The sequence below is a fragment of the Maritimibacter sp. genome (assembly GCF_016774595.1).
In the GTDB taxonomy this organism is placed as follows: Bacteria; Pseudomonadota; Alphaproteobacteria; order Rhodobacterales; family Rhodobacteraceae; genus Maritimibacter; species Maritimibacter alkaliphilus.
Genome location: NZ_JACBWT010000002.1, coordinates 1,086,161 through 1,111,536 on the forward strand (window position 1 = coordinate 1,086,161; position 25,376 = coordinate 1,111,536).

The following is a 25,376-nucleotide window of genomic DNA, read 5'->3' on the forward strand; positions in this document are numbered from 1 at the left end:
TCCCCCTCGCGACGCGCCGAAGCGCGGCGCAACCTCAGCCGGTCTGCGACCCGCCCACGGTCAAGCCGCCGATGCGCAGGGTCGGCTGCCCCACGCCTACGGGCACCCACTGGCCTGCCTTGCCGCAATTCCCGATACCGGGGTCCAGCGCCATGTCGTTGCCGACCGCCTGAATGCGCTTCATCGCCTTGGGGCCGTCGCCGATCAGGGTGGCGCCCTTCACCGGGGCGCCGACCTTGCCGTTCTTCACGCGGTAGGCCTCGGTGCAGGAAAACACGAACTTGCCGTTGGTGATGTCGACCTGACCGCCGCCGAAGCCGACGGCGTAAATACCGTCCTCCAGACCCGCGACGATCTCTTCGGGGCTGGCATCGCCGCCTTCCATGATCGTGTTGGTCATGCGCGGCATCGGCGCATGGGCATAGCTTTCGCGCCGCCCGTTGCCGGTGGCCTCCACCCCCATGAGCCGCGCGTTCTGGCGGTCCTGCATGTAGCCGACGAGCACGCCGTCCTCGATGAGGACGGTGCGCGAGGAGGGGGTGCCTTCGTCATCCACCGTCAGCGACCCGCGCCGATCGGGGATCGTGCCGTCGTCGACGACCGTGACACCCTTGGCCGCGACCTGCTGGCCGATCAGGCCCGAAAACGCGCTCGACCCCTTGCGGTTGAAGTCGCCCTCAAGCCCGTGCCCGACCGCCTCGTGCAGCAGGATGCCCGGCCAGCCATTGCCCAGCACCACGTCCATTTGCCCGGCGGGGGCCGCTTCGGCTTCGAGATTGACCAGCGCGATGCGCAGCGCCTCGTCCACGCTTTTCTTCCAGTGGCCCGGCTCGATCAGGGCCGTGAGACCCGCGCGTCCGCCGCCGCCGTGGCTGCCGCTTTCACGCCGTCCGTCTTTCTCGACGATCACGCTCACGTTCACGCGGGACATCGGGCGAGTGTCGGCGACCAGCGTGCCGTCGGGGCGCAGGATCACGACCTCCTGCAAACTGGCGGCGATGGTGGCGCTGACCTGAACCACGCGGGGATCGCGGTCGCGGGCATATGCGTCAATTTCGCGCAGGGTCTCGACTTTCACCGGGAACGCGGCATCGGTCATCGGGTCGTTGTCGGTGTAGAGCTTCACGTTGGTGCGGGCCGGGCCATCGGCCAGCGTCCCGCCCCCGGCACCGACCGCGAGCCGCGCGGTTTCCGACGCGCGCAGAAGCGAGGCTTCCGAGATTTCGGTCGAATGCGCATAACCCGCCGTTTCGCCGCGAACCGCCCGCAAACCAAAGCCTTCGGACGCATCATAGCTGGCGTTGCGCAGCCGACCGTCGTCGAAAACCAGCGCCTCGGAGCGGCGCCGTTCGAGGAAAAGCTCGCCGTCGTCGGCCCCGTCCGTGGCCGCGCGCAGGATCTGCAAGGCGCGGGCGTCGTCGAGTTGATCGTCGAACGGGCGGAAGGGCGTCTGGTCGGTCATGGGGTCCTTTTCTTCCTGCATTGATCTGCATCAATCGCATGTGAGATCATGCATATGTGCGACCTTGGGTAGCAGGATTTGTCTTGTTCCTAACACCCTAATATGGTTTTAGACGCGCGGGAGACAACGGGATTCCCGACAGCGTTCGTGGAAGACCCAATATTGTGACGCACCCCATGCGTCGAGACAGGAAGATAGGGAAGCAAAGAATGACCAAGACCCTGCGGCCTCTGGCCCTTCTGGCGGCAGTTTTCACCGGCACGGCGGCAATGGCCCAGGACCTCGAGGTCATCGGCAGACCCACGCCCGGCGGCACCGGGTTCCAGCCGGCGGCGACCGACATTTCGCAGGCGACCTTCGCGCTGGACAACCTGCTCCACATCATCTCGATCCTGATCGCGGGCTTCGTCGCCCTGCTGATTATCTGGGTGATCGTCCGTTACAACAAAGGCGCGAACAAGACGCCGGGCACATTCACCCACAACACCGGGGTCGAAATCGCCTGGACCCTGATCCCGATCGTGATCCTCGTCTTCATCGGCGCTCAGTCGCTGCCGGTTCTGTTCAAGCAGCAAGAAATCCCCGAGGGCGACGTCGTCATCAAGGTCACTGGCTACCAGTGGTACTGGGGCTACGAATACGTGGACGAGGAATTCGGCTTCGAAGGCTTCCTTCTCGGCAAGGACGAACTGGCCGAATACGGCTACGACGAAGACCTTTACCTTCTCGCCACCGACACCGCGGTCGTCGTGCCCACCGGCCAGAAGATCGTCATGCAGGTCACCGGCGCCGACGTGATCCATTCGTGGACCATCCCGGCCTTCGGCGTGAAGCAGGACGCTGTTCCGGGCCGTCTGGCCGAGCTGTGGTTCACGGTCGAGCCGGGCATGGAAGGCGTCTACTTCGGCCAGTGCTCCGAGCTTTGCGGCAAGGACCACGCCTATATGCCGATCACGGTCAAGGCCGTGACCCCGGAAGAATACGAAGCTTGGCTGGAAGAGGCGCGCGAAGAATACGCGGGCATTCCCCAGACCGTGAAAGTGGCTTCGGCCGAGTAAGCGGGCAGGGGCCGCACTGAAGCGGCCCCGACCGACACCCAGCGGGCCCGTCCGTGGCGGCGCGGCCTCCGAGGCAAGACGACCATGACTGACACCACCATTCTTGATCAGGATCGCGACGCAGGCTTCGGCGATTACTTCGCCCTGCTGAAACCGCGCGTCATGTCGCTGGTCGTGTTCACCGCTCTGGTCGGCCTTCTGGTCGCCCCCGGTCAGATCAACCCCTTCGTCGGCCTCTGCGCGATCCTGTTCATCGCCGTGGGCGGCGGTGCGTCCGGCGCGCTGAACATGTGGTGGGACGCCGACATCGACGCCCGCATGAAGCGCACGATCAAGCGCCCGATCCCGGCGGGCAAGGTCGAGCCGGGCGAGGCGCTGGGGCTTGGCGTGGCACTCACCGGCTTTTCGGTGATCCTGCTGTTCCTCGCGACCAACTGGGTCGCAGGCGCGCTTCTGGCCTTCACCATCTTTTTCTACGTCGTGATCTACACGATGTGGCTCAAACGCTGGACGCCCCAGAACATCGTGATCGGCGGCGCGGCGGGCGCGTTCCCTCCGATGATCGGCTGGGCGGCTGTCACCGGCGACATCACCATTGAATCGATCCTGATGTTCGCGCTGACCTTCGCCTGGACGCCGCCGCACTTCTGGTCGCTCGCCCTGTTCGTGAAGAGCGACTACAAGGACGCGGGCGTGCCGATGCTGACCGTTACCCACGGTCGCCGGGTGACGCGCAACCACATCCTTGGTTACACCTTCGTCCTCGCCGCCGTGGCGCTGGGCCTCGGCCTGACCTCGATCGGCGGACCTGCCTACATGGCCGTGGCCGTGATCCTGAACGGCTGGTTCATCAAGGGCGCCATCGACATCTGGCGCCGCACGGATGCGGACAGCGAGGCGGACAGCCACCTCGTCGAGCGGAAGTTCTTCAAGTTCTCGCTGTTCTATCTGTTCATTCACTTCGGGATGCTGCTGGTGGAAACCTCGCTCGCACCCCTCGGGCTGGGAGGCTGGTAATGGCTGGTCAACTGCGCGCAACACATGAACTGCACAACCGTCGCCTGTCGCGTAACGTCGGTCTGGGCATCGTGCTCGTCCTGTTCGTGGGGCTCGTCTACGGGCTGACCATCGCCAAGGTCGGCACCGACCCGAACGACGAACTGGGCGCGCCCTGGGCGCAGGCGCAGGAGAAGGCGGCGAAATGAGCGATCGGGACGAGAAACCGAAAAACCCGCTGAAATCGGCGCTGATGCTGTCGGGCGTCGTCGTGTTCATGGGCGCGATGGCCTGGGCCGCCGTGCCGTTTTACGACTGGTTCTGCCGCGTGACCGGGTTCGGTGGCACGACGGGCGTGGCCGCACAGGCCTCGGACACCATCCTCGACAAGACCATCAAGATCCGCTTCGACGGCTCGGTCGAGCGCGATTTCCCGTGGGAGTTCAAGCCGGTCCAGCGCACGATGGAAGTGCGGCTGGGCGAAACCGGCCTTGCGTTCTACGAGGCGACGAACACCTCCGACCGGCCCATCGCGGGCACGGCCAGCTACAACGTCGCCCCCTATTCGGCGGGCGGCTATTTCACCAAGATCGACTGCTTCTGCTTCGAATTGCAGGTGCTCGAACCCGGCGAAAGCGTGATGATGCCCGTCACCTTCTACGTCGATCCGGAAATCACCGAAGACCTTGACGCGAAGTTTGCCAAGGTCATCACGCTCTCCTATACATTCCACGAAACCGATCTGCCCGAGGAATACGCCGCATTGGATGCGACCGTAGCCCCCGAGGCGGATCAGAACTAAAAGTCAGGGACGGAAGACATGGCCCACGCCAAGAACCACGATTACCACATCCTGCCCCCGTCGATTAATCCGCTTTTGGCGGCGGCTGGTGCGTTCGTCATGCTCTTCGGAGCCGTGAAATGGATGCACGACTCCGGTCCGTGGATCTTCCTCGCGGGCCTGCTGGTCGTGCTCTACACCATGTTCTCGTGGTGGTCGGACGTGGTCGACGAGGGCCAGTCGGGCGACCATACTCCGGTGGTGCGGATCGGCCTGAAATACGGCTTCATCCTGTTCATCATGTCCGAAGTCATGTTCTTCGCGGCGTGGTTCTGGAACTTCTTCAAGCACGCCATGTACCCGATGGGCCCGGAAAGCCCGGCGGTCGACGGTGTCTGGCCCCCGGCGGGGATCGAGACCTTCGATCCGTGGCACCTGCCGCTCATCAACACGCTGATCCTGCTTCTCTCCGGGGCGGCGGCGACCTGGGCGCACCACGCGCTCGTGCATGAGAACAACCGCAAGGACATGAAGACCGGCCTGATTATCGCGATCCTTCTGGGCCTGCTCTTCACCTTCTTCCAGGCCTATGAATACTCGCACGCCGCCTTCGGCCTGTCGGGCAACATCTACGGCGCGACCTTCTTCATGGCGACCGGCTTCCACGGCTTCCACGTCATCATCGGCACGATCTTCCTGTTCGTCTGCCTGATGCGCGCCTATGCCGGGCACTTCACGCAGGAACAGCACGTCGGGTTCGAGGCCGCCGCATGGTACTGGCACTTCGTCGACGTCGTGTGGCTCTTCCTCTTCGCCGCGGTCTACATCTGGGGCGGCTGAACGGCCTGACGGTTTTGATTGCGAACGGGCGGGGGAAACCTCGCCCGTTTTTCTATGGGGCAGGGGACACGCCGCGAAATCGCAGTGTCTTGTCTAGAGCCTCGACCGGACCGGTGCTAAAGCCTCGCCATGTTCAAACAGATACTCGCCGCCATCCTCCTGTTCGCCGGCCTCGCGGTGTTCGTCAGCCTCGGGGTGTGGCAGCTCCAGCGGCTCGAATGGAAAGAGGCCATCATCGCCGAGATCGAAAGCCAGATCGGCGGCGATCCGGTGGCGCTGCCCGCGACCCCCGATCCGGGGGCGGACCGCTATCTGCCCGTCGAAATCTCGGGCACCTTCGGCGCGGGCGAAATCCACGTGCTCGTCTCGCACCGCGACTATGGCGCCGGGTTCCGGGTCATCGCGCCCTTCACCACGGACGACGGGCGCGCGATCATGGTGGATCGCGGTTTCATCCCGACCGCGCGGAAAGAGGACCGGCACAACCTCAGCGGCGCGACCGTTCAGGGCAACCTTCATTGGCCGGATGAGCGCGACCGGTTCACGCCGGAGGACGACGAGGCCGGCAACTGGTGGTATGCCCGCGACGTGGACAAGATGGCCGGGGTGCTGGGCACCGAGCCCCTGCTCGTGATCGCCCGCAACGAGACCGATCCGGCGATCCTGCCGATGTCGGTGACGACCGAGGCGATCCGAAACAAGCATTTCGAATACGCGATGACGTGGTTCCTCTTCGCCGTGACGTGGGTGGTGATGACAGGCTTCGCACTTTGGCGTATATGGCGCCGGAACCACGAACAGGCCATTCAGCCGTGACCCACGCCGCCTTGCGACTTGCAGGATTTTCACCCGATCCCCTCGAAAAGGGACGTGAGCCTGCGCAAATCGGCTGGCACCGGGCGGCGAATTCCTTCAAGGACTTCGCAGCGGATTTCCTGGGGAATTCCGCCACGGCGGACGATGAGGACAAGAGCAGATGAAATATGTCTCGACGCGCGGCACCGCGCCGGAACTGACATTCGAAGAAGCCATGCTGACCGGGCTTGCCCGTGACGGCGGACTCTACGTTCCCGAAACCGTGCCGACCATGAGCCATGACGAGATCGCAGCGCTTGCGGGTCAGTCATACGAGGATGTGGCTTTCACCGTGATGCGCCCGTTCATCGGCACGGAATTCCCGGACGGGCAGCTCAAGTCCTGCATCCGCCACGCCTATGAGGGCTTCGGCCACAGCGTGCGCGCGCCGATGGTGCAGCTTGGCCCGAACCACTTCCTGCTGGAACTGTTCCACGGCCCCACGCTCGCCTTCAAAGATTTCGCGATGCAGCTCATCGGCCAGCTCTTTCAGGGCGCGCTGGAGCGGCGGGGCGAAAAGGTCACCATCGTCGGCGCCACGTCCGGTGACACCGGATCGGCGGCGATCGAAGCCTTCCGGGGCTTGGACAACGTCGACGTCTTCATCCTCTTCCCCGATGGCCGGGTGTCCGAGGTGCAGCGCCGCCAGATGACCACCCCGTCCGAGGGCAACGTCCATGCGCTCGCCGTCGAGGGCGACTTCGACGATTGTCAGGCCAAGCTCAAGGATATGTTCAACGATTTCGACTTCCGCGACGAAGTGCGGCTCGCAGGCGTGAACTCGATCAACTGGGCGCGGGTGTTGGCGCAGGTCGTGTATTACTTCACATCCGCCGTGGCGCTGGGTGCGCCGCATCGCGAGGTGTCGTTCACCGTGCCCACGGGCAACTTCGGTGACATCTTCGCGGGCTATATCGCGCGGGCGATGGGCCTGCCGATCCGCGACCTCGTGATCGCGACGAACCAGAACGACATTCTGCACCGCACGCTGGAAACCGGGGCCTATACCAAGGCCGGCGTCACGCCCTCGATCAGCCCGTCGATGGACATTCAGGTCTCGTCGAATTTCGAACGCGTGCTGTTCGACGCCTACGGGCGCATTGGCGCGGTCGTGGCCGAGCAGATGGCGGACCTCGCAAGCGGCGGTTTCACCATCAGTCAGGGGGCCATCGACTTCCTGCGCGGTCAGTTCAAATCGGGCCGTGCGTCCGAGGACGAGACGATGGCCACGATCAAAACGACATACGACACGACGGGCGAGGTGATTTGCCCCCACACAGCCGTGGGCGTGAAGGTCGCGAACGAGCATCTGTCGGAGGTGCCGATGGTGACGCTCGCCACCGCGCACCCCGCCAAATTCCCGGCTGCGGTCAAGGACGCCTGCGGGCGCGATGCCGCCTTGCCGCCGCGCATGTCGGACCTGTTCGAACGCGAAGAACGCGTGACGAAGGTGCCCAACGACCTCGTCGCACTGGAAACACTGATCCGGAGCAAACGCCGCGCATGACCATCAACTACGACACCCTCCCCAACGGATTCCGCGTCGTGACCGAGCATATGCCGGGCATCGAAAGCGTGAGCCTTGGCGTGTGGATCACCGCCGGGGGGCGGCACGAACGCGTCGAGCAGAACGGGATCGCGCATTTCCTCGAACACATGGCCTTCAAAGGCACCAAGACGCGCACGCCGCTTCAGATCGCGGAAGAGATCGAGGATGTGGGCGGCTATCTCAACGCCTACACGGGCCGCGAAGTCACCGCCTATTACGCGCGGGTGCTGCGCGAGGATACGGCGCTCGCCATCGACGTCGTGTCCGACATCCTCCTGAACCCGGTGTTCGACCCGCATGAGATCGAGGTCGAGCGGGGCGTGATCCTGCAAGAGATCGGTCAGGCGCTCGACACTCCCGACGACGTGATCTTCGACTGGTTGCAGGAAGTGGCCTATCCGGGTCAGGCCATCGGCCGCCCGATCCTCGGTCCCGCCGAACGGGTGCAGGCCTTCGCCCAAGGCGACCTCGCGGGCTTCGTGGATGAGCATTACGGCCCCGACCGGATGATCTTCGCCGCCGCGGGGGCCGTCGACCATGACGAGATCATGCGCCTGTGCGAACAGGCCTTCGGCGGGCTTCAGCGCCCGTCGTCCACGCTGATCCAGCCGGCGGGTTTCGTCGGCGGCGAGCGGTCCGAGATCAAGAAGCTCGAACAGGTGCATTTCGCGCTGGCGCTCGAAGGGCCGGGGTATCGCGACGACGCGATCTACACCGCGCAGGTCTATGCCAATGCGCTGGGCGGCGGCATGTCCTCGCGCCTGTTTCAGGAGGCGAGGGAAAAGCGCGGGCTGTGTTACACGATCTTCTCGCAGGCGGGCGCGTGGTCTGACACCGGCCTCATCACGATCTACGCGGGCACCTCGGCGGGCGAGATCAAGGGGCTGGCCGAACTGACCATCGACGAATTGCGCCGCGCCACATCGGACATGACCGAAGCCGAAGTCGCCCGCGCCCGCGCCCAGATGCGCGCCGGGATGCTGATGGGGCTGGAAAGCGCCTCGTCGCGGGCCGAACGGCTGGCGCGTCAGGTGGCGATCTGGAACCGCGTGGTCCCGGTCGAGGAAACGGTGGAGCGGCTGGATGCGGTCACGCTGGAAGGTGTCACCGATTTCGCGACTCAAGTGGCAGGCGATCCGCGTGCCGCGCTCGCGATCTATGGCCCCGGCAAGACCGCGCCGAGCCTCGCCCAACTGACAGAACGGCTCGCCGCCTGATGCTCAGACGCCCGCGCAAGGTTCGGATCGACACCGAGAGGCTGACCTTGCGCCCGCTGACCCATGGCGATTTCAACGCGTGGACGGAACTGCGGGCGGCCAGCCGGGATTTCCTGACGCCGTGGGAGCCGACATGGGCCGCCGACCATCTGACGCGTAAGGGCTTCACCAACCGGGTCTACTGGGTCAATCGCTCGGTCGCGCAGGGGTCCGCCCTGCCGCTGCTCATTATCCGCCGCGCCGACAACGTGCTGGTGGGCGCGATCACGCTCGACAACATCCGGCGCGGCCCGGCGCAAAGCGCCACCTGCGGCTACTGGATCGGTCAGCCCTTCGCGCGCTACGGCTACATGCGCGAGGCATTGACGGCGGTGGTGCACCACGCCTTCACCGAACTGGACCTGTCCCGGCTCGAGGCCGGGTGCCTGCCCGAAAACACCCCGTCGCGGGGTGTGCTGGAAAAATGCGGTTTCAAATACGAGGGCGTCGCGCAAAGCTACCTTCAGATCAACGGGCGCTGGCGCAATCACGTGCTGTATTCGGCGCTGCGATCCGACCGGCGCGGGCGGACCGACGCGGGGTGATCCCCGGTTTTCCGACCGCACAAGCCTTGGGCGGAACCGCATCCGGACCCGCCGATCTTGCGCCCGATGTCGCGTTCCGCTTGCCATTCACGTCAGCAAGGCTTTCCTAATCGACAGAGGGCAGCGTTCTGTCCCGAGTCACGTCACGTTTTCCGAGGCCCCCCATGACGACCCCTTCCTTCCGCGAGTCCATCCTGCGTCACCTCACCTATTCCTTCGGCAAGGATCCGGATCACGCCATTCTTGAGGACTGGCGCATGGCGTTGAGCCTTGGCGTGCGCGACCGGATCGTGGACGCGTGGTTCAAATCCACCAAGCGCACCTACGACACCGGGGCCAAGCGGGTTTATTACCTGTCGATGGAATACCTGATCGGGCGGCTGCTCGAGGATGGTCTGGTGAACCTCGAGCTTGTCGATGAGGCGCGTGAGGTGCTGTCGGAGTTCGGCTACGACTACGACACCGTTCTGGCCGACGAGCCCGACGCGGCACTGGGGAACGGCGGTCTGGGGCGGCTCGCGGCCTGTTTCATGGAAAGCCTGTCGACCATCGGCTGCCCGGCGCATGGCTATGGCATTCGGTATGAGCATGGCCTGTTTCGCCAGAGCTTCGTGGACGGGCGGCAGATCGAACAGCCGGAGTTGTGGCTCGGCCAGCGTCACGCGTGGGAATTCGAGCGGCCCGAGGTGCGTTATCGCATCGGCTTCGGCGGCCATGTCGACGTGCGCGACGGGCATCACCGTTGGCATCCCGGCGAGGAGGTCGAGGCCGAGGCTTTCGACACCCCGACCGTCGGCTGGAAAGGCCGCTGGGCCAACACCCTGCGCCTATGGTCGGGCCGCGCGATCCACCCCTTCGACCTCGACGCCTTCAACCACGGCGATTTCGCACGTGCCGCCGCGCCCGAGGCGCTGGCGCGCACCATCTCCCGCGTGCTCTATCCCGACGACACCACCGAGCAGGGGCGCGAGTTGCGGCTGAAGCAGGAATATTTCCTGACCGCCTCGGCCCTGCGCGACATCCTGCGCCGGTTCTCCAACCAGTTCGGCGACCTGCGCAAACTTCCCGAAAAGGTCGCGATCCAGTTGAACGACACCCACCCGGCCATCGCCGGGCCGGAACTGATCCGCATTCTGGTGGACGAAAAGGGCTTCGACTTCGACGAGGCGATGGAGATTGCTCAGGGCTGCCTGTCCTACACCAACCACACGCTGCTGCCCGAGGCGCTGGAAGCATGGGGCGAGCAGCTTTTCGGCCGCCTCCTGCCGCGCCACATCGGCATCATCGACCGGATCGACGCCACCCACGCGGGCCGCAACCCCAGCCGCACCCAGTCGATGCGCGCCGATCACTCGGTCAAGATGGGGCAGCTGTCCTTTGTCATGGCGCACAAGGTCAACGGCGTGTCGGCGCTCCACACCGACCTGATGAAGACCACCGTTTTCTCGGAACTCCACGGCCTGCACCCCGACCGGATCGTGAACCAGACCAACGGCGTCACGCCGCGCCGCTGGCTTCTGTCCTGCAATCCCGGCCTCGCGGGTCTCATCACCGACAGCATCGGTGAGGGCTGGGTCGACGATCTGGAGCAGCTTTCGAAGCTGGAGCCGTTCATCGACGATGCCGGGTGGCTGGAGAAATTCGACGCCGTGAAGCGCGACAACAAGGTGTGGCTGTCGAACTGGATGCAAGGCACCTACGGGATGCTTGCAGACCCGGACGCGCTCTTTGACGTGCAGATCAAGCGCATCCACGAATACAAGCGCCAGCACCTGAACATTCTCGAAACCATCGCCCTCTGGCAGGAGATGCGCGAGAATCCGAACGCGGACTGGACCCCGCGCCTCAAGCTTTTCGGGGGCAAGGCCGCGCCGGGGTATTTCTTCGCCAAGGACATCATCCGGCTCATCAACGACGCGGCCAGCGTCATCAACAACGATCCGGTGACGCAAGGGATGCTCAAGATCGCCTTCCTGCCGAACTACAACGTCTCGCTCGCCGAGCGGATGATCCCGGCGGCGGACCTGTCGGAACAGGTCTCGACGGCGGGGAAAGAGGCGTCGGGCACGGGCAACATGAAGCTTGCGCTGAACGGCGCGCCCACCATCGGCACGCTCGACGGCGCCAACGTGGAAATCCGCGAACGCGTGGGGGCGGACAACTTTTTCCTCTTCGGGATGACGGCGGACGAGGTGATGGAACGGCGGGCGGTCGACGGCCACGCAGGCCTGGCGATCGCGGCGGATGAGCGGCTAAAAGGCGCGCTCGGCCTGATCCGGTCCGGGCGCTTCTCGCCCGGCGATCCGGACCGCTATCGCGGCATCACCGAGAACCTCGAAGGCCCCGACTACTTTCTCGTCTGCTCGGACTTCACCGACTACTGGCGTGCGCAGCGCGAGGTGGACGTCGTGTTCCGGGACGACAAGGCGTGGGACCGGATGGCGGCGCTCAACACCGCGCGCTCCGGCTGGTTCTCGTCCGACCGGACGATCCGGGGTTACATGGCCGACATCTGGGACGCGGAAAGCCTGTTGTGAGCGGAATTTGACCGGGGTCATTGATCCATGCGGCGAAGCGGTTAGGGTCGGACTATGGGCGCTAACATGACATCCCCGACCGACGTGCAGCGTCTGCTCGACGCCGATCACGACGACCCCTTTTCGGTGCTCGGGCCGCATAAGGCCGGGGACGGCCGCGTCGTGACGGCGTTCGATCCCGGCGTGGCGCGGGTGTCGGCGCTGGTCGGTGACCAGATCTTTCCACTGGACCCTGTCGAAGGCGCGCCGGGCCTGTTCCGTGGGCCGGTGGCCGGGACCGATCCCTATACCTTGCGCGGCGAAACCGACGAGGCCGCGTGGGACTGGGACGATCCCTACCGCTTCGGCCCCGTGCTGGGTGAGATCGACGAGTACCTGTTGGGCGAGGGCAATCACCTCAGGCTGTGGGAGGCGCTGGGCGCCCATGTGACCGAACATGAGGGCACCCAAGGCACGCATTTCGCGGTCTGGGCGCCGAACGCGCGGCGGGTGTCTCTGGTCGGTGACTTCAACCTGTGGGACGAGCGTCGCACGCCGATGCGCAGACGCGGCGGAACGGGGGTGTGGGAGATTTTCGTGCCGGGCTTGGGCGACGGGGCGCTCTACCGCTACGACATCAAGGGCGCGGACGGCACCGCCCAGCCGCGCAAGGCCGACCCGGTGGGCTTCGGGTCCGAGCACCCGCCCGCGAACGCCAGCGTCGTGCGCGACATCTCGGGCTACGGCTGGTCCGACGATCTGTGGATGCACACCCGCCCCGAACGCCACGACCGCCGCGCCCCGATCTCGATCTATGAGGTGCATCTGCCGTCATGGCGCAGGAAGGACGGGGGGCGGCCGTTTTCCTATGTCGAGGCGGCGGACGAGCTGGTGGCTTACGCCAAGGACATGGGATTTACCCATATCGAACTGATGCCGGTGTCCGAATATCCCTTCGACGGCTCCTGGGGCTATCAGCCCATCGGGCTTTTCGCGCCGACGATCCGCTGCGGCCTGCCGCACGAATTCCGCGATCTGGTGAACGCCGCGCACCGAGCCGGGATCGGCATTCTGCTCGACTGGGTGCCGGGGCATTTCCCGACCGACGCACACGGGCTGGGTCGCTTCGACGGCACGCCGCTTTACGAACATGCCGACCCGAAAGAGGGGTTTCACCACGACTGGAACACCCTGATCTACAACTACGGGCGGCGCGAGGTGTCGAACTACCTGATCGCCAACGCCTTGTATTGGCTCGAAGAATACCACGCCGACGGGCTGCGCGTGGATGCCGTCGCCTCGATGCTCTACCGCGACTACTCGCGCCCTCAGGGCGAATGGGTGCCGAACAAGGATGGGGGGCGCGAGAATTACGAAGCCATCGACATGCTGCGCCGGATGAACACCGCGACCTACGGGCAAGACGCCGGCATCATGACGGTGGCCGAGGAAAGCACGGCCTATCCCGGCGTCTCAGCCCCGGTCGATGCGGGCGGGCTGGGCTTCGGGTTCAAATGGAACATGGGCTGGATGAACGACACGCTCGAATACATCCGGAAAGACCCGATCTACCGCGCCCATCATCACCACCAGATGACCTTTGGCCTGAACTACGCCTTCTCCGAGAACTTCATTCTGCCGATCAGCCATGATGAGGTGGTGCACGGCAAAGGCTCGATGATCGGCAAGATGCCGGGGACCGGGTGGGAGAAGTTCGCGAACCTGCGCGCCTATTACGGCTTCATGTGGGGCCACCCCGGCAAGAAGCTTTTGTTCATGGGGCAGGAGATCGCGCAATGGGCCGAGTGGAACCATGACGGCGAGGTCGATTGGGCCTGTCTGGGCGATGACAACCACGCCGGGATGCAGGCGCTGATCCGTGACCTCAACCGGCTCTACACCTCCACCCCCGCGCTTTACGCCCGCGACGCGGACCCCGAGGGGTTCCAGTGGATCGAAGGCGGGGACACGCGCAATTCGGTGTTTTCGTGGATCCGGCAGGGCGAAGCGGGCGATCCGCCCGTCGCGGTGATCTGTAATTTCACGCCGCAGGAACAGACGGGCTATCGCATCGGTTTGCCCCATACGGGCCTCTGGCGCGAGGCGCTGAATACCGATGCGGCGATCTACGGCGGGGGCAACCGGGGCAACCTTGGCGGCGTCACCGCGACCGAGGGTGCCAGCCACGGCTTGCCGGCCATTGCGGAACTGACCGTGCCGCCGCTGTCGGCGGTCTATCTCGTGCACGAGGGGTAACGGCGGCCCGGCCGCCATCAGAGAGGAGAGGAAAGCCAATGCCGAACAGGAACCAGAGACTGGCCGCGCGAAGCATGGCCTTCGTCCTTGCCGGGGGGCGCGGCTCGCGCCTGCATGAACTGACGTCGAGCCGGGTGAAACCGGCGGTCTATTTCGGCGGCAAGAGCCGGATCATCGACTTCGCGCTGTCGAACGCGCTGAACTCCGGCATCCGCAAGATCGCGCTTGCCACGCAATACAAGGCCCATTCGCTGATCCGCCATTGTCAGCGCGGCTGGAACTTCTTTCGGGCCGAGCGCAACGAGTTTCTCGATATTCTACCCGCCTCGCAACGCTATAACGAACAGACGTGGTATCGCGGCACGGTGGATGCGGTGGCCCAGAACATCGACATCATCGACAGCTACGACGTGGACTACATCGTGATCCTTGCGGGCGACCACATCTACAAGATGGACTACGAGGTGATGATCCGGCAGCACGTCGAAACCGGGGCCGAGGTGACCGTGGGATGCCTCACCGTCGACCGGCACGAGGCGAGCGCGTTCGGCTGCATGGCGGTGGACGAGGGCGACCGGATCACGTCGTTCCTCGAAAAGCCCGCCGACCCGCCGGGGCTGCCGGGCGACCCCGACCACACGCTCGTCAGCATGGGCATCTACGTGTTCAGTTGGAAATACCTGCGCGAACGCCTGCTGGCCGATATCGAGGACGAAGGGTCGAGCCACGATTTCGGCAACGACATGATCCCCGACATCGTGCGAACCGGCCACGCGCAGGCGCACCGCTTCGGTGACAGCTGCGTGCGCGCACCGGGCGCCCCAGCCTATTGGCGCGACGTGGGCACGGTGGACGCGTTCTGGCGGGCGAACATCGACCTCACGACTTTCGACCCCGAGCTTGACCTTTGGGACACCGACTGGCCGATCTGGACCTATTCCGAGCTGACCCCGCCCGCCAAGTTCATCCATGACGAAAAGGATCGGCGCGGCTCGGCGGTCAGTTCGATGATCGCGGGGGGCTGCATCGTGTCGGGCACCGAAATCCGTGAATCGCTGCTCTTCACCCAGTGCCACACCAATTCCTATTCCTCGCTCGAACGGGTCGTGGCGCTTCCGCGTGTCTATGTCTCGCGCCATGCGCGGCTGACCGATGTGGTGGTGAACCGGGGCGTCCATATCCCCGAGGGGCTGGTGGTGGGCGAAGACCCGGAGGAGGATGCCAAGTGGTTCCGCGTGACTCCCGGCGGCGTCACGCTCATCACACAAGACATGCTGGACAGGCGGGCGGCGAGCCTATGACCAAGGTGCTCTCGGTCGCCTCGGAATGCGTGCCGCTGATAAAGACCGGCGGGCTGGCCGACGTGGTCGGCGCGCTGCCTGCCGCGCTTGCCGGGCAGGGCGTCGAAATGCGCGTTCTGGTGCCGGGCTATCCAAAAGTGATGGCCGCGCTGGGCAAGGCCAAGGCCGTGTTGACGTGGGACGACCTCTTCGGCGGCCCGGCCAGCCTGCGGGCGGGCAAGCTGGGTGACGGGGTGCTCTACGCGCTCGATGCGCCGCACCTTTTCGACCGGGAGGGCGGGCCTTACAACGACGCCTCCGGGGCCGACTGGCCCGACAATCCGCAACGCTTTGCGGCCCTGTCGCTCGCGGGCGCGCGGGTGGCGGCGGAGGGGATCAAGGGGTGGTCGCCCGATGTGCTTCACTGCCACGACTGGCAAGCAGGCCTCGCGCCGCTTTATCTGCGCGAGATGGGGGCAGGCGACCGGGTGGCCAGCGTTATCACGATCCACAACATCGCGTTTCAGGGCATGGCACCGGGCGACATGGCGGGTGCCCTTGGCCTGCCGCCGGGCGAGTTCACGCAGGACGGGTACGAATTCTGGGGCGATATCTCGGCGCTCAAGGCCGGGCTGGTCTATGCCGACAAGATCACCACCGTCTCACCCACCTATGCCGCCGAGATCATGACGCCTGAGTTCGGTGTCGGGATGGATGGGCTGTTGCAGGCACGGCAGGCTGACATTGTGGGCATCCTGAACGGGATCGACGGCGAGGCGTGGAACCCGCCCTTCACCAAACCTTCGGGCAAGGCCAAGCACCGGGCCGCGCTTCGGCGCGAATTCGACCTGCCCGATTGGGATGGCCCGGTCTGCGTCGTCGTCTCGCGCCTGACCGAACAAAAGGGTCTGGACCTTCTGCTGATGGCGCTGCCCGCGCTTCTGGACAACGGCGGGCAACTGGTCTTGCTCGGCACCGGCGAGCCGGGGCTCGAGGCCGCTTACCGTGACTTCGCCGCACAGCATCCGGGCGTGGCGGTGACCATCGGGTATGACGAAGACCTCGCCCACCGGATGATCGTCGGCGGTGATGCGATCCTCGTCCCGTCGCGATTCGAACCCTGCGGGCTGACGCAGCTTTACGGTCTGCACCACGGCACGCTGCCTGTCGTGGCCCTTACGGGTGGTCTGGCCGATACCGTCATAAACGCATCGCCTGCCGGATTGGCAGCGGGGGCCGCCACGGGCATTCAATTCAACCCCGTCACCGCGCAGGCCCTTGCGCAGGCGCTGATGAAACTGGTCAATCTGTATCACGATCAACCGACCTGGACGCAGATGATGAAAAACGCGATGGCCGCCCCGGTCGACTGGGGCCATTCCGCCGCCGAATACGCGGCGCTTTATGCGGGGATGGTCAAGGCCGGATGAGCGACAGACAGGTGTATGCCGGGGACCCGACCCGGCTTGGCGCGCATGTCGTGGGGGATGGCGTCAGCTTTTCGGTGTTTTCCGAGAATGCCGAGGCGATGCATCTGTGCCTGTTCGACGCGGACGGGCGCGAGACGCGGATCGCGCTGCCGGAGCGTGACGGCGACGTCTGGCACGTCCATGTGCCGGGCATCGGGGTGGGCCAGCACTATGGCTTTCGGGCCGAGGGTCCGTTCGACCCGAAAGCCGGGCATCGCTTCAATCCCGCGAAACTGCTGATCGACCCCTACGCGCGCCAATTGACCGGCCAGCCCGACTGGAACGACGCGCTTTTCGGCGGGGCCGAGGCACCCGACGACCGCGACAGCGCCCCATTCGCCGCCAAAAGCATCGTCGCCGACCCGACCTTCGACTGGGGCGGGGGCCACGCGCCCGTGACGGCGCTCGATCAGACGGTGATCTACGAGGCGCATGTCAAAGGGTTCACGCACCTCATGCCGGGGGTGGATGCGCCGGGAAGCTTTGCCGCCATGGCCTCGGACCCCGCGCTCGACCATCTGGTGAAGCTGGGCGTGACGGCGGTGGAGCTTCTGCCGGTCCATGCCTTTCTCAACGACCGGTTCCTCGTCGAAAAGGGGCTGGTGAACTACTGGGGCTATCAGACCGTCGGCTTCTTCGCCCCCGCGCCGCGTTACCTGTCCACAGGCCGGATCGACGAGTTTCAACAGATGGTCGCGCGCTTCCACGCCGCCGGGATCGAGGTCATCCTCGACGTGGTCTACAACCACACCGGTGAGGGCGACGAACTTGGTCCGACACTCGGTTTCCGCGGGCTCGACAACGCGAGCTACTATCGCCTCGCAGAAGATCCGAGCCAGTATGTGAACGACACCGGCACCGGAAATACGCTCAACCTCGAACACCCGATGGTTCTGCGCATGGTGCTGGACAGCTTGCGCTATTGGGCGGGCACCATGGGGGTGGACGGGTTCCGGTTCGACCTGTGCTCGACACTCGGGCGCACGGCGGAGGGGTTCGACCGGAACGCCGCGTTCTTCAAGGCGCTGAGACAAGACCCGTTGCTCGCCACGAAAAAGCTGATCGCCGAGCCGTGGGACATCGGGCCGGGGGGCTATCAGCTTGGCGCCTATCCGCCGCCCTTCGCCGAATGGAACGACCAGTATCGCGACGGTGTGCGCCGGTTCTGGCGCGGCGATCTGGGGCACGTGCCGGTGCTTGCGGACAAGATCACCGGGTCGGCGGGCCAGTTCGACCATTCCGGCCGGGCCGCCACATCCTCGGTCAACCTGCTGACCGCGCATGACGGCTTCACGCTGACGGACGTGGTGAGCTACGCCGAAAAGCACAACGAGGCCAACGGGGAAGACAACCGCGACGGGCATGGCGAGAACCATTCCGACAATATGGGGGCCGAAGGACCGACCAAGGACAAGCAAATCGTCGCGGCGCGGGCGCTGAGGCGGCGCAACATGATGGCGACGCTGCTTCTGTCGCAAGGCACGCCGATGATCCTTGGCGGTGACGAGATCGGGCACAGCCAGAACGGCAACAATAACGCCTATGCGCAGGACAACGACGTGACGTGGATCGACTGGGCACGCGCGGACGAGGCGTTTCGCGCCTTCACCGCGCGCCTCATCGCGTTCCGCAAGCGCCACCCGATCCTGCGTCAGAAACGGTTCCTGCACTCGGTGCCGCGCAAGGTCGACGGGGTGATCGACCTGTTCTGGTGGCGCCCGGACGGGCAGGAAATGACGCGCTCCGACTGGACCAACGGCCACAACCAGACGCTGTGCGCCGAGTTGCGTATCGCCTCGGGCACGCCGTCCTATGCACAGCGCGAGGATGCGATCTACCTTGCCTTCAACGCAGGCGATGCGGTGGCGCTGCAACTGCCCGCCTGCCCGGACGGCTTCCATTGGGTGCGCCACATCGACACCGCGCAGCCTCTGGCCGAACCCAAGGCGGTGTCCGGCGCCTACGATCAGGCCGAGACCGCCGTGGCCGCGCTGTGCATGGAGCGGATATGAGCGCGCTCGACGACCGCGCCGCACGGGCGGGCATCCTGAGCGAATACCGCGACCTGTTCGGTGTCTGGCGCGAAACGTCGGCGGAGACCAAGGCGGCCCTGCTGGCCGCGCTGGGCCTGAGCGAAACCGACCCGCCCGAGCCGGAGCGCGCCCTGCCGCGGTGGCATATCTGCGAACTGGGCGACGCCCCCGAGCTGACAGCGACCCCGTGGTCCATCGCCTACGAGGACGGCACCGAGGGCGAGGGGCAGGGGCCGTTGCCGCCGTTGCCCCTCGGCCGGCATCGGCTGGCGGCGGGCGGCGAGGTCTGCTGGCTGCTCGTCGCGCCCGCGCGGCTGCCGCTTCCCGAGCGCAGTTGGGGCCTGATGGTCCCGCTGGCCGGGCTCAGGCCCACGACCGTCGGCGGAATCGGGGGCTACGGCGACCTTGCCCGCATGGCCGAAGGGGCCGCCCGGCAGGGGGCGGCCTTTCTGGGGATCAACCCGATCCACGCGGGCTTCCCCGCCGATCCGGGCGCGTTCAGCCCCTATACACCGTCGCACCGCCGCCGCTTTGCCTCGGTCTACCTCGACACCGACGGGGCGCCGGGGGGCGATCTGATCGATTTCGGGGCCGAAACTCCGGCGCGCATGGCTGCGCTCGAAGTCCGGTTCGCGGCCGAGGGCGACGATCCGGCCTTTGCGGCGTGGCGGGCCGAACAGGGCGCTGGGCTTGACCGTTTCGCGACGTATCAGGCGCTGTCCGAACGCTTCGGCGCCTATTGGGATACGTGGCCGGTGGCCTATCAGACCCCGGACGATCCCAAGGTCGCGCAGGCCGCGCGCGAGATGGCGGATCGCGTCGATTTCCATGCCTGGCTTCAGTTTCAGGCCGAAACAGCGCTTGGTGCTGCGCGTGACCGGGCGGCGGACGCGGGCATGGCGCTGGGCCTCTACCTCGACCTTGCCGTCGGCACCCACCCGCACGGGGCCGAAACGTGGGAGGACCGCGACACGTTCGCTTTCGGGGCGAGCCTTGGCGCACCGCCCGACTCCTTCGCGCCGCAGGGCCAGAACTGGCAACTGGCGCCTTTCAACCCCGTGAAGCTGATCGACACCGGGTTCGAGGCGCTTGCCGCCACCCTGCGCCAGCAATTGCGGTTCGCGGGTGCGCTCAGGATCGACCATATCCTCGGGTTCGAACGCGCCTATCTGGTGCCGGATGGCCTACCGGGGGCCTATGTCCAGATGCCCCGCGACGCGATGCTCGCCGTCGCCCGGATCGAGGCCGCGCGGGCCGGTGCGGTGATCGTGGGCGAAGACCTTGGCGTGATCCCGGACGGGCTGCAACAGGCATTGCAAGACAGCGGCATTCTAGGCTGTCGCCTTGCCTGTTTCGAACATCGCGAAGATCCTCCGGTGTTCAAACGGCCCGAAAACTATGACGAACCGGTTATCGCGAGCTTCACCACCCACGACCTGCCGACGTGGAAAGGCTGGCGCGAAGGGCGCGAGATTTCGGTGCGGCGCGACATTGGCCTGACCCCGCCCGAGCACGCGCAGGGCATGTTCGACTGGCGTGGGCGCGAAGTGTCTGGGTTCGACTGGCTGTCGGGCCAGTTCCGGGGCGACGCGCCCCCGGAAAGCGCCGAGGCGATGTGGTCGGTTCTGGCCGCCACGCGGTCCCGGCTGGTGTCGGTGCAGGTCGAGGACGTTCTCGGCCTGTCGGCCCAGCCCAACCTGCCCGGCACGGTGACGGAATACCCGAACTGGCGCCAACGCCTGCCCGCCGGACCTGACGAGATCGCGGCGAGCGAGGGCCTGTCGTCGGCGGCCCGGATCATGGGCGACGCGGGCCGGACAGGCACCTGAGCGGCGCGGCGCACCGCCGCCCGCACCCTCGGCAGGCCGAAACAGGGTTGCCGGATCGGATTTTCCCCCTAAAAATAAGTGAGTTTCGACTTTCGATATTGTGCCGCCCACCGCGCGCGGCGTTTCGGATTGCTTAGAATGTATTGGTTCGGGGGGACCGCATTATGTCTGCACGCGTTATCGACCTTTCTTTTCTGACCACGGCGCAGGGCGTCATCATTCAGGGCGACGCGGCGGAAGACCAAGCCGGCTACAGCGTGTCCAACGCGGGTGACGTGAACGGCGACGGATATGACGACGTGATCGTCGGGGCCCCTTACGGCGACAATGGCGGCGGGAATTCAGGCGAAGCCTATGTGATCTTCGGTAAGGCGAACGGGCTTGCGAACATCGATCTGACGAGCCTGACCCTGACCGATGGGTTCATCATTCAGGGCGACACGGGCGGCGACAATGCGGGGCAGAGCGTTTCCGGCGCCGGCGACGTCAACGGCGACGGCATCGATGATCTGATCGTCGGCGCTCCCGGCGGCGACGACGGCGGCGGGCAGGCGGGCGAGGCCTATGTGATTTTCGGCAAGTCGAGCGGTATCGCGAATATCGACCTGTCGAGCCTGACCCTCACCGACGGGTTCATCATTCAGGGTGACGTGGCGAACGATCAGGCCGGTCACAGCGTCGCAGCGGCTGGCGACGTGAACGGTGACGGGATCGACGATGTGATCGTCGGCGCCTACGGGAGCGACGACGGAGGCAGCAACGCAGGCGAGGCTTATGTCATCTTCGGCAAGTCGAGCGGCATCGCGAACATCGACCTGTCGACCCTGACGCTGACCGACGGGTTCGCCATTCAGGGTCGTGCAGCGTCCGACTCCGCGGGGTGGAGCGTCTCTTCCGCAGGCGACGTGAATGGCGACGGCATCGACGACGTCGTGATCGGCGCGTTGAACGGCGACATCGGCGGGATCAACGCGGGCGAGGCCTATGTGATTTTCGGCAAGTCGAGCGGGATCGCGAATATCGACCTCGCAAGCCTGTCCCTGTCCGACGGGTTCCTGATCCACGGGGACAACGCAGGCGATCAGGCCGGTATCAGCGTTTCGGGCGCAGGCGATGTGAACGGCGATGGCTACGACGACGTGATCGTTGGCGCCTTCTTCGGCGACGACGGTGGCCCCAACGCGGGCGAAGCCTATGTGATTTTCGGCAAGTCGGGCGGTTTTTCGCATATCGACCTGACGGGCCTGTCCCCGTCCGTCGGAATCATCATTCAGGGCGACGTATCGACCGACTTCGCGGGCTACAGCGTGTCTGCCGCAGGTGATGTGAACGGTGACGGGATCGACGACGTCATCGTCGGCGCCTATTCCGGGGACGACGGTGGCGTACACTCGGGCGAGGCGTATGTAATCTTCGGCAAGGCGAGCGGGATCGGTCATATCGACCTGTCGACCCTGACGGCGGCGGACGGTTTCATCATTCAGGGTGATGCAGCCGGGGACGGCGCGGGACACGGAGTCTCGGGCGCGGGCGATGTGAACGGCGACGGGTTCGCCGATGTGATCGTCGGGGCGCTTTGGGGCGCAGACGGCGGCACGGATGCGGGCGAGGCCTATGTCATCTACGGCGGCTCCGCGACCGGGTTCGCGTCCGAGGTCGACATGTCCAGCCTTACGCCGCCCTACGGGGTCAGCATCCTCAACAGCGGTGCTGCATCGTCGGTCTATCTGGGGCGCGCGGTGTCGGGCGTCGGAGACGTGAATGGCGACGGGGTCGACGACGTCATCGTGGCCGAACCGTATTCCACCAACGGCCTGTCGCAGAACGGCGCGGCCTATGTCATCTTCGGCAAGGCGGGCGGCTTCACGGGCGACATCGACGTCGACGGGCTGACGGCGACGGACGGCTTCAAGCTGATCGGGGAGGGGGCCTTCGACCGCCTCGGCGACTACGCCTCGGCCACAGGCGCGGGCGACGTGAACGGCGACGGCATCGACGATTTCGTGATCGGCGCGCGGTTGTGGGACGAAGACGGCGCCTCGTCCGCCGAGGGCGCGGGATACGTCATATACGGCAAGACCTCGGGCCACGGGACCATCGACCTCGATACGCTCACGCAGACGGACGGTTTCGCGATCTACGGCAACGACATTTCCGGCGCTTTCGCGTCGGACGTCGCCGGGGCGGGTGACTTCAACGGCGACGGCATCGATGACGTGATGTTCGCCTCGCCCAACCTTCCCGGCCCCGATGGCGCGAACCAGGGCAAGACGTACGTGGTCTTCGGTGTGGCCGGCTCGCGCGCCAACACCGATGTCGCAAGCCTCGCGCCCGGCAGTTACATCGAGATCACGGGCGACGCCGCCATCGATTACTCGGGCCACGGCGTCGCCCATGCGGGCGACGTGAACGGCGACGGGATCGACGACATCATCATCGGCGCGCTCGGGGCGAACGGTGCTCAGAATGATTCCGGCGCGGCTTACGTCATCTTCGGCAAGTCGTCGGGGCTGGCCGACATCGACCTTGGAAGCCTCTCCTCGTCGGACGGGTTCAAGATCAATGGTGAGTTCACCGGCGATCAGTTCGGCTTCGACGTCGCGGGCGGAGGCGACGTGAACGGCGACGGGCTGGACGACGTGGTGGTCGGCGCGCGCTACAACGACGAGAACGGCACGTTCTCGGGCGCGGCCTACATCGTCTATGGCCGCTCCACGCCCGTTTCGACCATCGCGGCGGGCAGCCTGACCGCGAGCGAGGGGTTCATCGTCTATGGCGGGGCGACGCAGGACTATGCGGGTCTGGCGATCGCGATCGTGGGCGACATGAACGGCGACGGGCTTTCCGAAGTCCTCGTCACCGCGCATGGTCAGGACGACTCTGCCGTGGGCGCTGGCGCAGCCTATGTGATCTACGGGTCGACCACCGGGCCCGGCACGGTCAATCTCGACGACCTCTCTCCCGCTGTTGGCTTCGCGATGAACGGCGAATACGGCGGCGACAATTTCGGCATCGCGGCGGCGGCGGCCGGTGACGTGAACGGGGACGGGCTTGCCGATATAATGATCGGCGCCAACCTGAACGACGACATCGCGGCCAGTTCCGGCAAGGCCTATATCGTCTACGGTCGCGGCCCCTCGTCGCCGGTCGACCGCAGTGGATCGGCCGAACCGAACACGCTTTTGGGCAGCCCGTTCGACGACATCCTGAACGGCCTCGGCGGCGAGGACGATCTTCAGGGGTGACGGGGACGACACGCTCGACGGTGGGGATGACGACGACCGGGTGCTGGGTGGCACGGGTTCCGACACGCTTAGGGCGGGGCCGGGCGCGACTGGGTTCGGGGTGGCGACGACGGCGACATGGTCGAAGGCAGGGATGACCGCGATATGCTCTTCGGTGACGATGGCGACGACGATCTGGACGGTGGCGACGGCAACGACCGGCTCGAGGGCGGGCTGGCGCGGATGACCTCGACGGCGGGCTCGGGGGCGCGGATCTGGCGGTCTACAAGAAGTCCGCCGCCGGCGTGACGGTCGATCTCGGCGCAGGCACCGGCACCGGCGGCGACGCGCAGGGCGACACGCTCACCGGCATCGAACGGGTGATGGGGTCTGACCATGGCGACACGCTCACCGGCGACGCGAACGCCAACCTGCTCATCGGGCGTGGCGGCGACGACGTGCTGACGGGCCTCGGCGGGCGCGACAAGCTGCGCGGCGACGCGGGTGAAGACGAGCTTTACGGCGGCGACGAGCGCGACGTGCTGGACGGCGGCGCCGACGACGACATCCTCGACGGCGGCGACGGCGACGACCGGCTGACCGGCGGCGCGGGAGGCGACGACATCGACGGCGGCGCGGGCGAGGACACGGCGCTTTACACCGGGTCGGGGTCGGGGTGACGATCAGCCTCGCGGCGGGCTCGGCCTCGGGCGGCGACGCGACGGGCGACACGCTGACGGGCATCGAGCACCTGACCGGTTCGGACCACGCCGACACGCTGCGCGGCGACAGCGGGGCCAACACCCTGAACGGGCGTGGCGGCGCGGACATCCTGTTCGGCTTCGAGGGCAACGACCGGCTGATCGGCGGCGACGGCGACGACACGCTCCTGAACGGGGCCGAGGGGCGCGACGTCTTGATCGGCGGCGGCGGGCGCGATTTCATGATCGGCGGGGCGGACGCGGACCGGTTCGTCTTCCGCGAGGGCGACACCGGGACCGGCGCGGCTGCCGACCGGATCGACGATTTCGAGGCCGGGGTGGACCGCATCATCCTGCGCTCCATCGACGCCGACACGACCACGGGCGGCGATCAGGCCTTCGCCTTCGGCGGCACGCTGACATTGAGCCAGTCCGGCGGCGACACCATCATCGCGCTCGACACCGACGGCGACACGGTGGCGGATGCGGAGATCCACCTCACCGGGCTGCTCACGCTCACGGCGGGGGATTTCGTGCTGTAGGGGGCGGGGCGTGAATCCGGTCCCCGCCGCTCCCCATGCTATGTGCCGCGGCGCCGCGCCGCTGTTTTTTTGTGAGTTATGAAAAGCTTGCTCTGATGGCCTTGGCTTCTATGCTGGTATCGAGATTTGATGTGTCGGCGGTCGCCCGCTTTTTCGCGGCGCGTGGTTTCGATTTCAAAAAAAC

At 65.9% G+C, this 25,376-nt stretch carries 20 protein-coding genes and 1 pseudogene; 20 read left to right on the plus strand and 1 reads right to left on the minus strand.

The genetic code is table 11. The annotated features are described in order from the left end of the window. Positions 1-34: 34 nt before the first annotated feature. Positions 35-1,462 (minus strand): metalloprotease TldD, encoded by a 1,428-nt coding sequence (tldD, locus tag HOY44_RS16435; protein ID WP_138424572.1) that lies wholly within the window; start codon positions 1,460-1,462, stop codon positions 35-37. A 209-nt stretch (positions 1,463-1,671) separates the two neighbouring features. Between tldD and coxB the strand changes: the two genes are divergently transcribed. The 20 genes and pseudogenes from coxB to HOY44_RS16535 all read left to right on the plus strand — a co-directional run bounded on the left by coxB (position 1,672) and on the right by HOY44_RS16535 (position 25,192). Then, positions 1,672-2,520, plus strand: coding sequence for a cytochrome c oxidase subunit II (coxB, locus tag HOY44_RS16440; RefSeq protein WP_008329894.1), 849 nt, complete (start codon positions 1,672-1,674; stop codon positions 2,518-2,520). 84 nt (positions 2,521-2,604) lie between these two features. Then, entirely contained in the window at positions 2,605-3,537 is a 933-nt protein-coding gene (cyoE, locus tag HOY44_RS16445) for a heme o synthase (RefSeq protein WP_008329892.1), read from the plus strand. Next, the gene (locus tag HOY44_RS16450) at positions 3,537-3,725 is read left to right on the plus strand and encodes a cytochrome c oxidase system small membrane protein (protein ID WP_008329890.1); all 189 of its coding nucleotides are present in this window, start codon (positions 3,537-3,539) and stop codon (positions 3,723-3,725) included. Before cyoE ends, HOY44_RS16450 begins: the two co-directional genes overlap by 1 nt. Continuing rightward, complete coding sequence (locus HOY44_RS16455; protein ID WP_138424570.1) at positions 3,722-4,318, plus strand: cytochrome c oxidase assembly protein; 597 nt, start codon at positions 3,722-3,724, stop codon at positions 4,316-4,318. Before HOY44_RS16450 ends, HOY44_RS16455 begins: the two co-directional genes overlap by 4 nt. 18 nt (positions 4,319-4,336) lie before the next feature. Beyond that, complete coding sequence (locus HOY44_RS16460; RefSeq protein ID WP_008329887.1) at positions 4,337-5,137, plus strand: cytochrome c oxidase subunit 3; 801 nt, start codon at positions 4,337-4,339, stop codon at positions 5,135-5,137. A 129-nt stretch (positions 5,138-5,266) separates the two neighbouring features. Further along, on the plus strand, positions 5,267-5,953 hold the full coding sequence (locus HOY44_RS16465; RefSeq protein ID WP_287436161.1) for an SURF1 family protein: 687 nt from the start codon (positions 5,267-5,269) through the stop codon (positions 5,951-5,953). Between the two features lie 160 nt (positions 5,954-6,113). After that, the gene (gene thrC / locus HOY44_RS16470; protein ID WP_287436163.1) at positions 6,114-7,499 is read left to right on the plus strand and encodes a threonine synthase; all 1,386 of its coding nucleotides are present in this window, start codon (positions 6,114-6,116) and stop codon (positions 7,497-7,499) included. Then, positions 7,496-8,758, plus strand: a complete 1,263-nt coding sequence (locus tag HOY44_RS16475) for a M16 family metallopeptidase (protein WP_008329881.1) — start codon at positions 7,496-7,498, stop codon at positions 8,756-8,758. The genes thrC and HOY44_RS16475 overlap by 4 nt, the downstream gene beginning before the upstream one ends. Next, positions 8,758-9,342: a GNAT family N-acetyltransferase gene (locus HOY44_RS16480; RefSeq protein WP_008329876.1), complete on the plus strand. Its 585-nt coding sequence runs from the start codon at positions 8,758-8,760 to the stop codon at positions 9,340-9,342. Before HOY44_RS16475 ends, HOY44_RS16480 begins: the two co-directional genes overlap by 1 nt. Positions 9,343-9,506: 164 nt before the next feature. Next, a complete protein-coding gene (locus tag HOY44_RS16485) occupies positions 9,507-11,879 on the plus strand; it encodes a glycogen/starch/alpha-glucan phosphorylase (protein ID WP_287436166.1) in 2,373 nt (790 codons plus the stop codon). Positions 11,880-11,945: 66 nt separating this feature from the next. After that, positions 11,946-14,114, plus strand: coding sequence for a 1,4-alpha-glucan branching protein GlgB (gene glgB, locus HOY44_RS16490; RefSeq protein WP_287436168.1), 2,169 nt, complete (start codon positions 11,946-11,948; stop codon positions 14,112-14,114). A gap of 38 nt (positions 14,115-14,152) precedes the next feature. Continuing rightward, on the plus strand, positions 14,153-15,415 hold the full coding sequence (gene glgC / locus HOY44_RS16495) for a glucose-1-phosphate adenylyltransferase (RefSeq protein WP_040884513.1): 1,263 nt from the start codon (positions 14,153-14,155) through the stop codon (positions 15,413-15,415). Further along, positions 15,412-16,824: a glycogen synthase GlgA gene (gene glgA, locus HOY44_RS16500; protein ID WP_287436170.1), complete on the plus strand. Its 1,413-nt coding sequence runs from the start codon at positions 15,412-15,414 to the stop codon at positions 16,822-16,824. The genes glgC and glgA overlap by 4 nt, the downstream gene beginning before the upstream one ends. Further along, positions 16,821-18,875 (plus strand): glycogen debranching protein GlgX, encoded by a 2,055-nt coding sequence (glgX, locus tag HOY44_RS16505; RefSeq protein ID WP_287436172.1) that lies wholly within the window; start codon positions 16,821-16,823, stop codon positions 18,873-18,875. Before glgA ends, glgX begins: the two co-directional genes overlap by 4 nt. Further along, positions 18,872-20,725, plus strand: a complete 1,854-nt coding sequence (malQ, locus tag HOY44_RS16510; RefSeq protein WP_287436174.1) for a 4-alpha-glucanotransferase — start codon at positions 18,872-18,874, stop codon at positions 20,723-20,725. The genes glgX and malQ overlap by 4 nt, the downstream gene beginning before the upstream one ends. 164 nt (positions 20,726-20,889) lie before the next feature. Then, a complete protein-coding gene (locus tag HOY44_RS16515; RefSeq protein ID WP_287436176.1) occupies positions 20,890-23,970 on the plus strand; it encodes an integrin alpha in 3,081 nt (1,026 codons plus the stop codon). Further along, positions 23,957-24,013, plus strand: a pseudogene (locus HOY44_RS16520) (hypothetical protein); the annotation flags it as partial. The gene HOY44_RS16515 and the pseudogene HOY44_RS16520, both read left to right, overlap by 14 nt. Before the next feature lie 74 nt (positions 24,014-24,087). After that, a complete protein-coding gene (locus HOY44_RS16525) occupies positions 24,088-24,258 on the plus strand; it encodes a hypothetical protein (RefSeq protein ID WP_287436178.1) in 171 nt (56 codons plus the stop codon). Beyond that, positions 24,255-24,629 carry a calcium-binding protein gene (locus HOY44_RS16530; protein ID WP_287436181.1) on the plus strand — a complete coding sequence of 125 codons (375 nt, stop codon included), beginning with the start codon at positions 24,255-24,257 and terminating at the stop codon, positions 24,627-24,629. The genes HOY44_RS16525 and HOY44_RS16530 overlap by 4 nt, the downstream gene beginning before the upstream one ends. Further along, positions 24,626-25,192, plus strand: coding sequence for a calcium-binding protein (locus HOY44_RS16535; protein WP_287436183.1), 567 nt, complete (start codon positions 24,626-24,628; stop codon positions 25,190-25,192). The genes HOY44_RS16530 and HOY44_RS16535 overlap by 4 nt, the downstream gene beginning before the upstream one ends. The last annotated feature ends 184 nt before the right edge of the window (positions 25,193-25,376 follow it).

Excerpts from the sequence above, each read along its gene's own strand:
- tldD (WP_138424572.1), bottom strand. The coding sequence starts at position 1,462 with ATGACCGACCAGACGCCCTTCCGCCCGTTCGACGATCAACTCGACGAC.
- coxB (WP_008329894.1), top strand. The coding sequence starts at position 1,672 with ATGACCAAGACCCTGCGGCCTCTGGCCCTTCTGGCGGCAGTTTTCACC.
- cyoE (WP_008329892.1), top strand. The coding sequence starts at position 2,605 with ATGACTGACACCACCATTCTTGATCAGGATCGCGACGCAGGCTTCGGC.
- HOY44_RS16450 (WP_008329890.1), top strand. The coding sequence starts at position 3,537 with ATGGCTGGTCAACTGCGCGCAACACATGAACTGCACAACCGTCGCCTG.
- HOY44_RS16455 (WP_138424570.1), top strand. The coding sequence starts at position 3,722 with ATGAGCGATCGGGACGAGAAACCGAAAAACCCGCTGAAATCGGCGCTG.
- HOY44_RS16460 (WP_008329887.1), top strand. The coding sequence starts at position 4,337 with ATGGCCCACGCCAAGAACCACGATTACCACATCCTGCCCCCGTCGATT.
- HOY44_RS16465 (WP_287436161.1), top strand. The coding sequence starts at position 5,267 with ATGTTCAAACAGATACTCGCCGCCATCCTCCTGTTCGCCGGCCTCGCG.
- thrC (WP_287436163.1), top strand. The coding sequence starts at position 6,114 with ATGAAATATGTCTCGACGCGCGGCACCGCGCCGGAACTGACATTCGAA.
- HOY44_RS16475 (WP_008329881.1), top strand. The coding sequence starts at position 7,496 with ATGACCATCAACTACGACACCCTCCCCAACGGATTCCGCGTCGTGACC.
- HOY44_RS16480 (WP_008329876.1), top strand. The coding sequence starts at position 8,758 with ATGCTCAGACGCCCGCGCAAGGTTCGGATCGACACCGAGAGGCTGACC.
- HOY44_RS16485 (WP_287436166.1), top strand. The coding sequence starts at position 9,507 with ATGACGACCCCTTCCTTCCGCGAGTCCATCCTGCGTCACCTCACCTAT.
- glgB (WP_287436168.1), top strand. The coding sequence starts at position 11,946 with ATGACATCCCCGACCGACGTGCAGCGTCTGCTCGACGCCGATCACGAC.
- glgC (WP_040884513.1), top strand. The coding sequence starts at position 14,153 with ATGCCGAACAGGAACCAGAGACTGGCCGCGCGAAGCATGGCCTTCGTC.
- glgA (WP_287436170.1), top strand. The coding sequence starts at position 15,412 with ATGACCAAGGTGCTCTCGGTCGCCTCGGAATGCGTGCCGCTGATAAAG.
- glgX (WP_287436172.1), top strand. The coding sequence starts at position 16,821 with ATGAGCGACAGACAGGTGTATGCCGGGGACCCGACCCGGCTTGGCGCG.
- malQ (WP_287436174.1), top strand. The coding sequence starts at position 18,872 with ATGAGCGCGCTCGACGACCGCGCCGCACGGGCGGGCATCCTGAGCGAA.
- HOY44_RS16515 (WP_287436176.1), top strand. The coding sequence starts at position 20,890 with ATGTCTGCACGCGTTATCGACCTTTCTTTTCTGACCACGGCGCAGGGC.
- HOY44_RS16525 (WP_287436178.1), top strand. The coding sequence starts at position 24,088 with ATGGTCGAAGGCAGGGATGACCGCGATATGCTCTTCGGTGACGATGGC.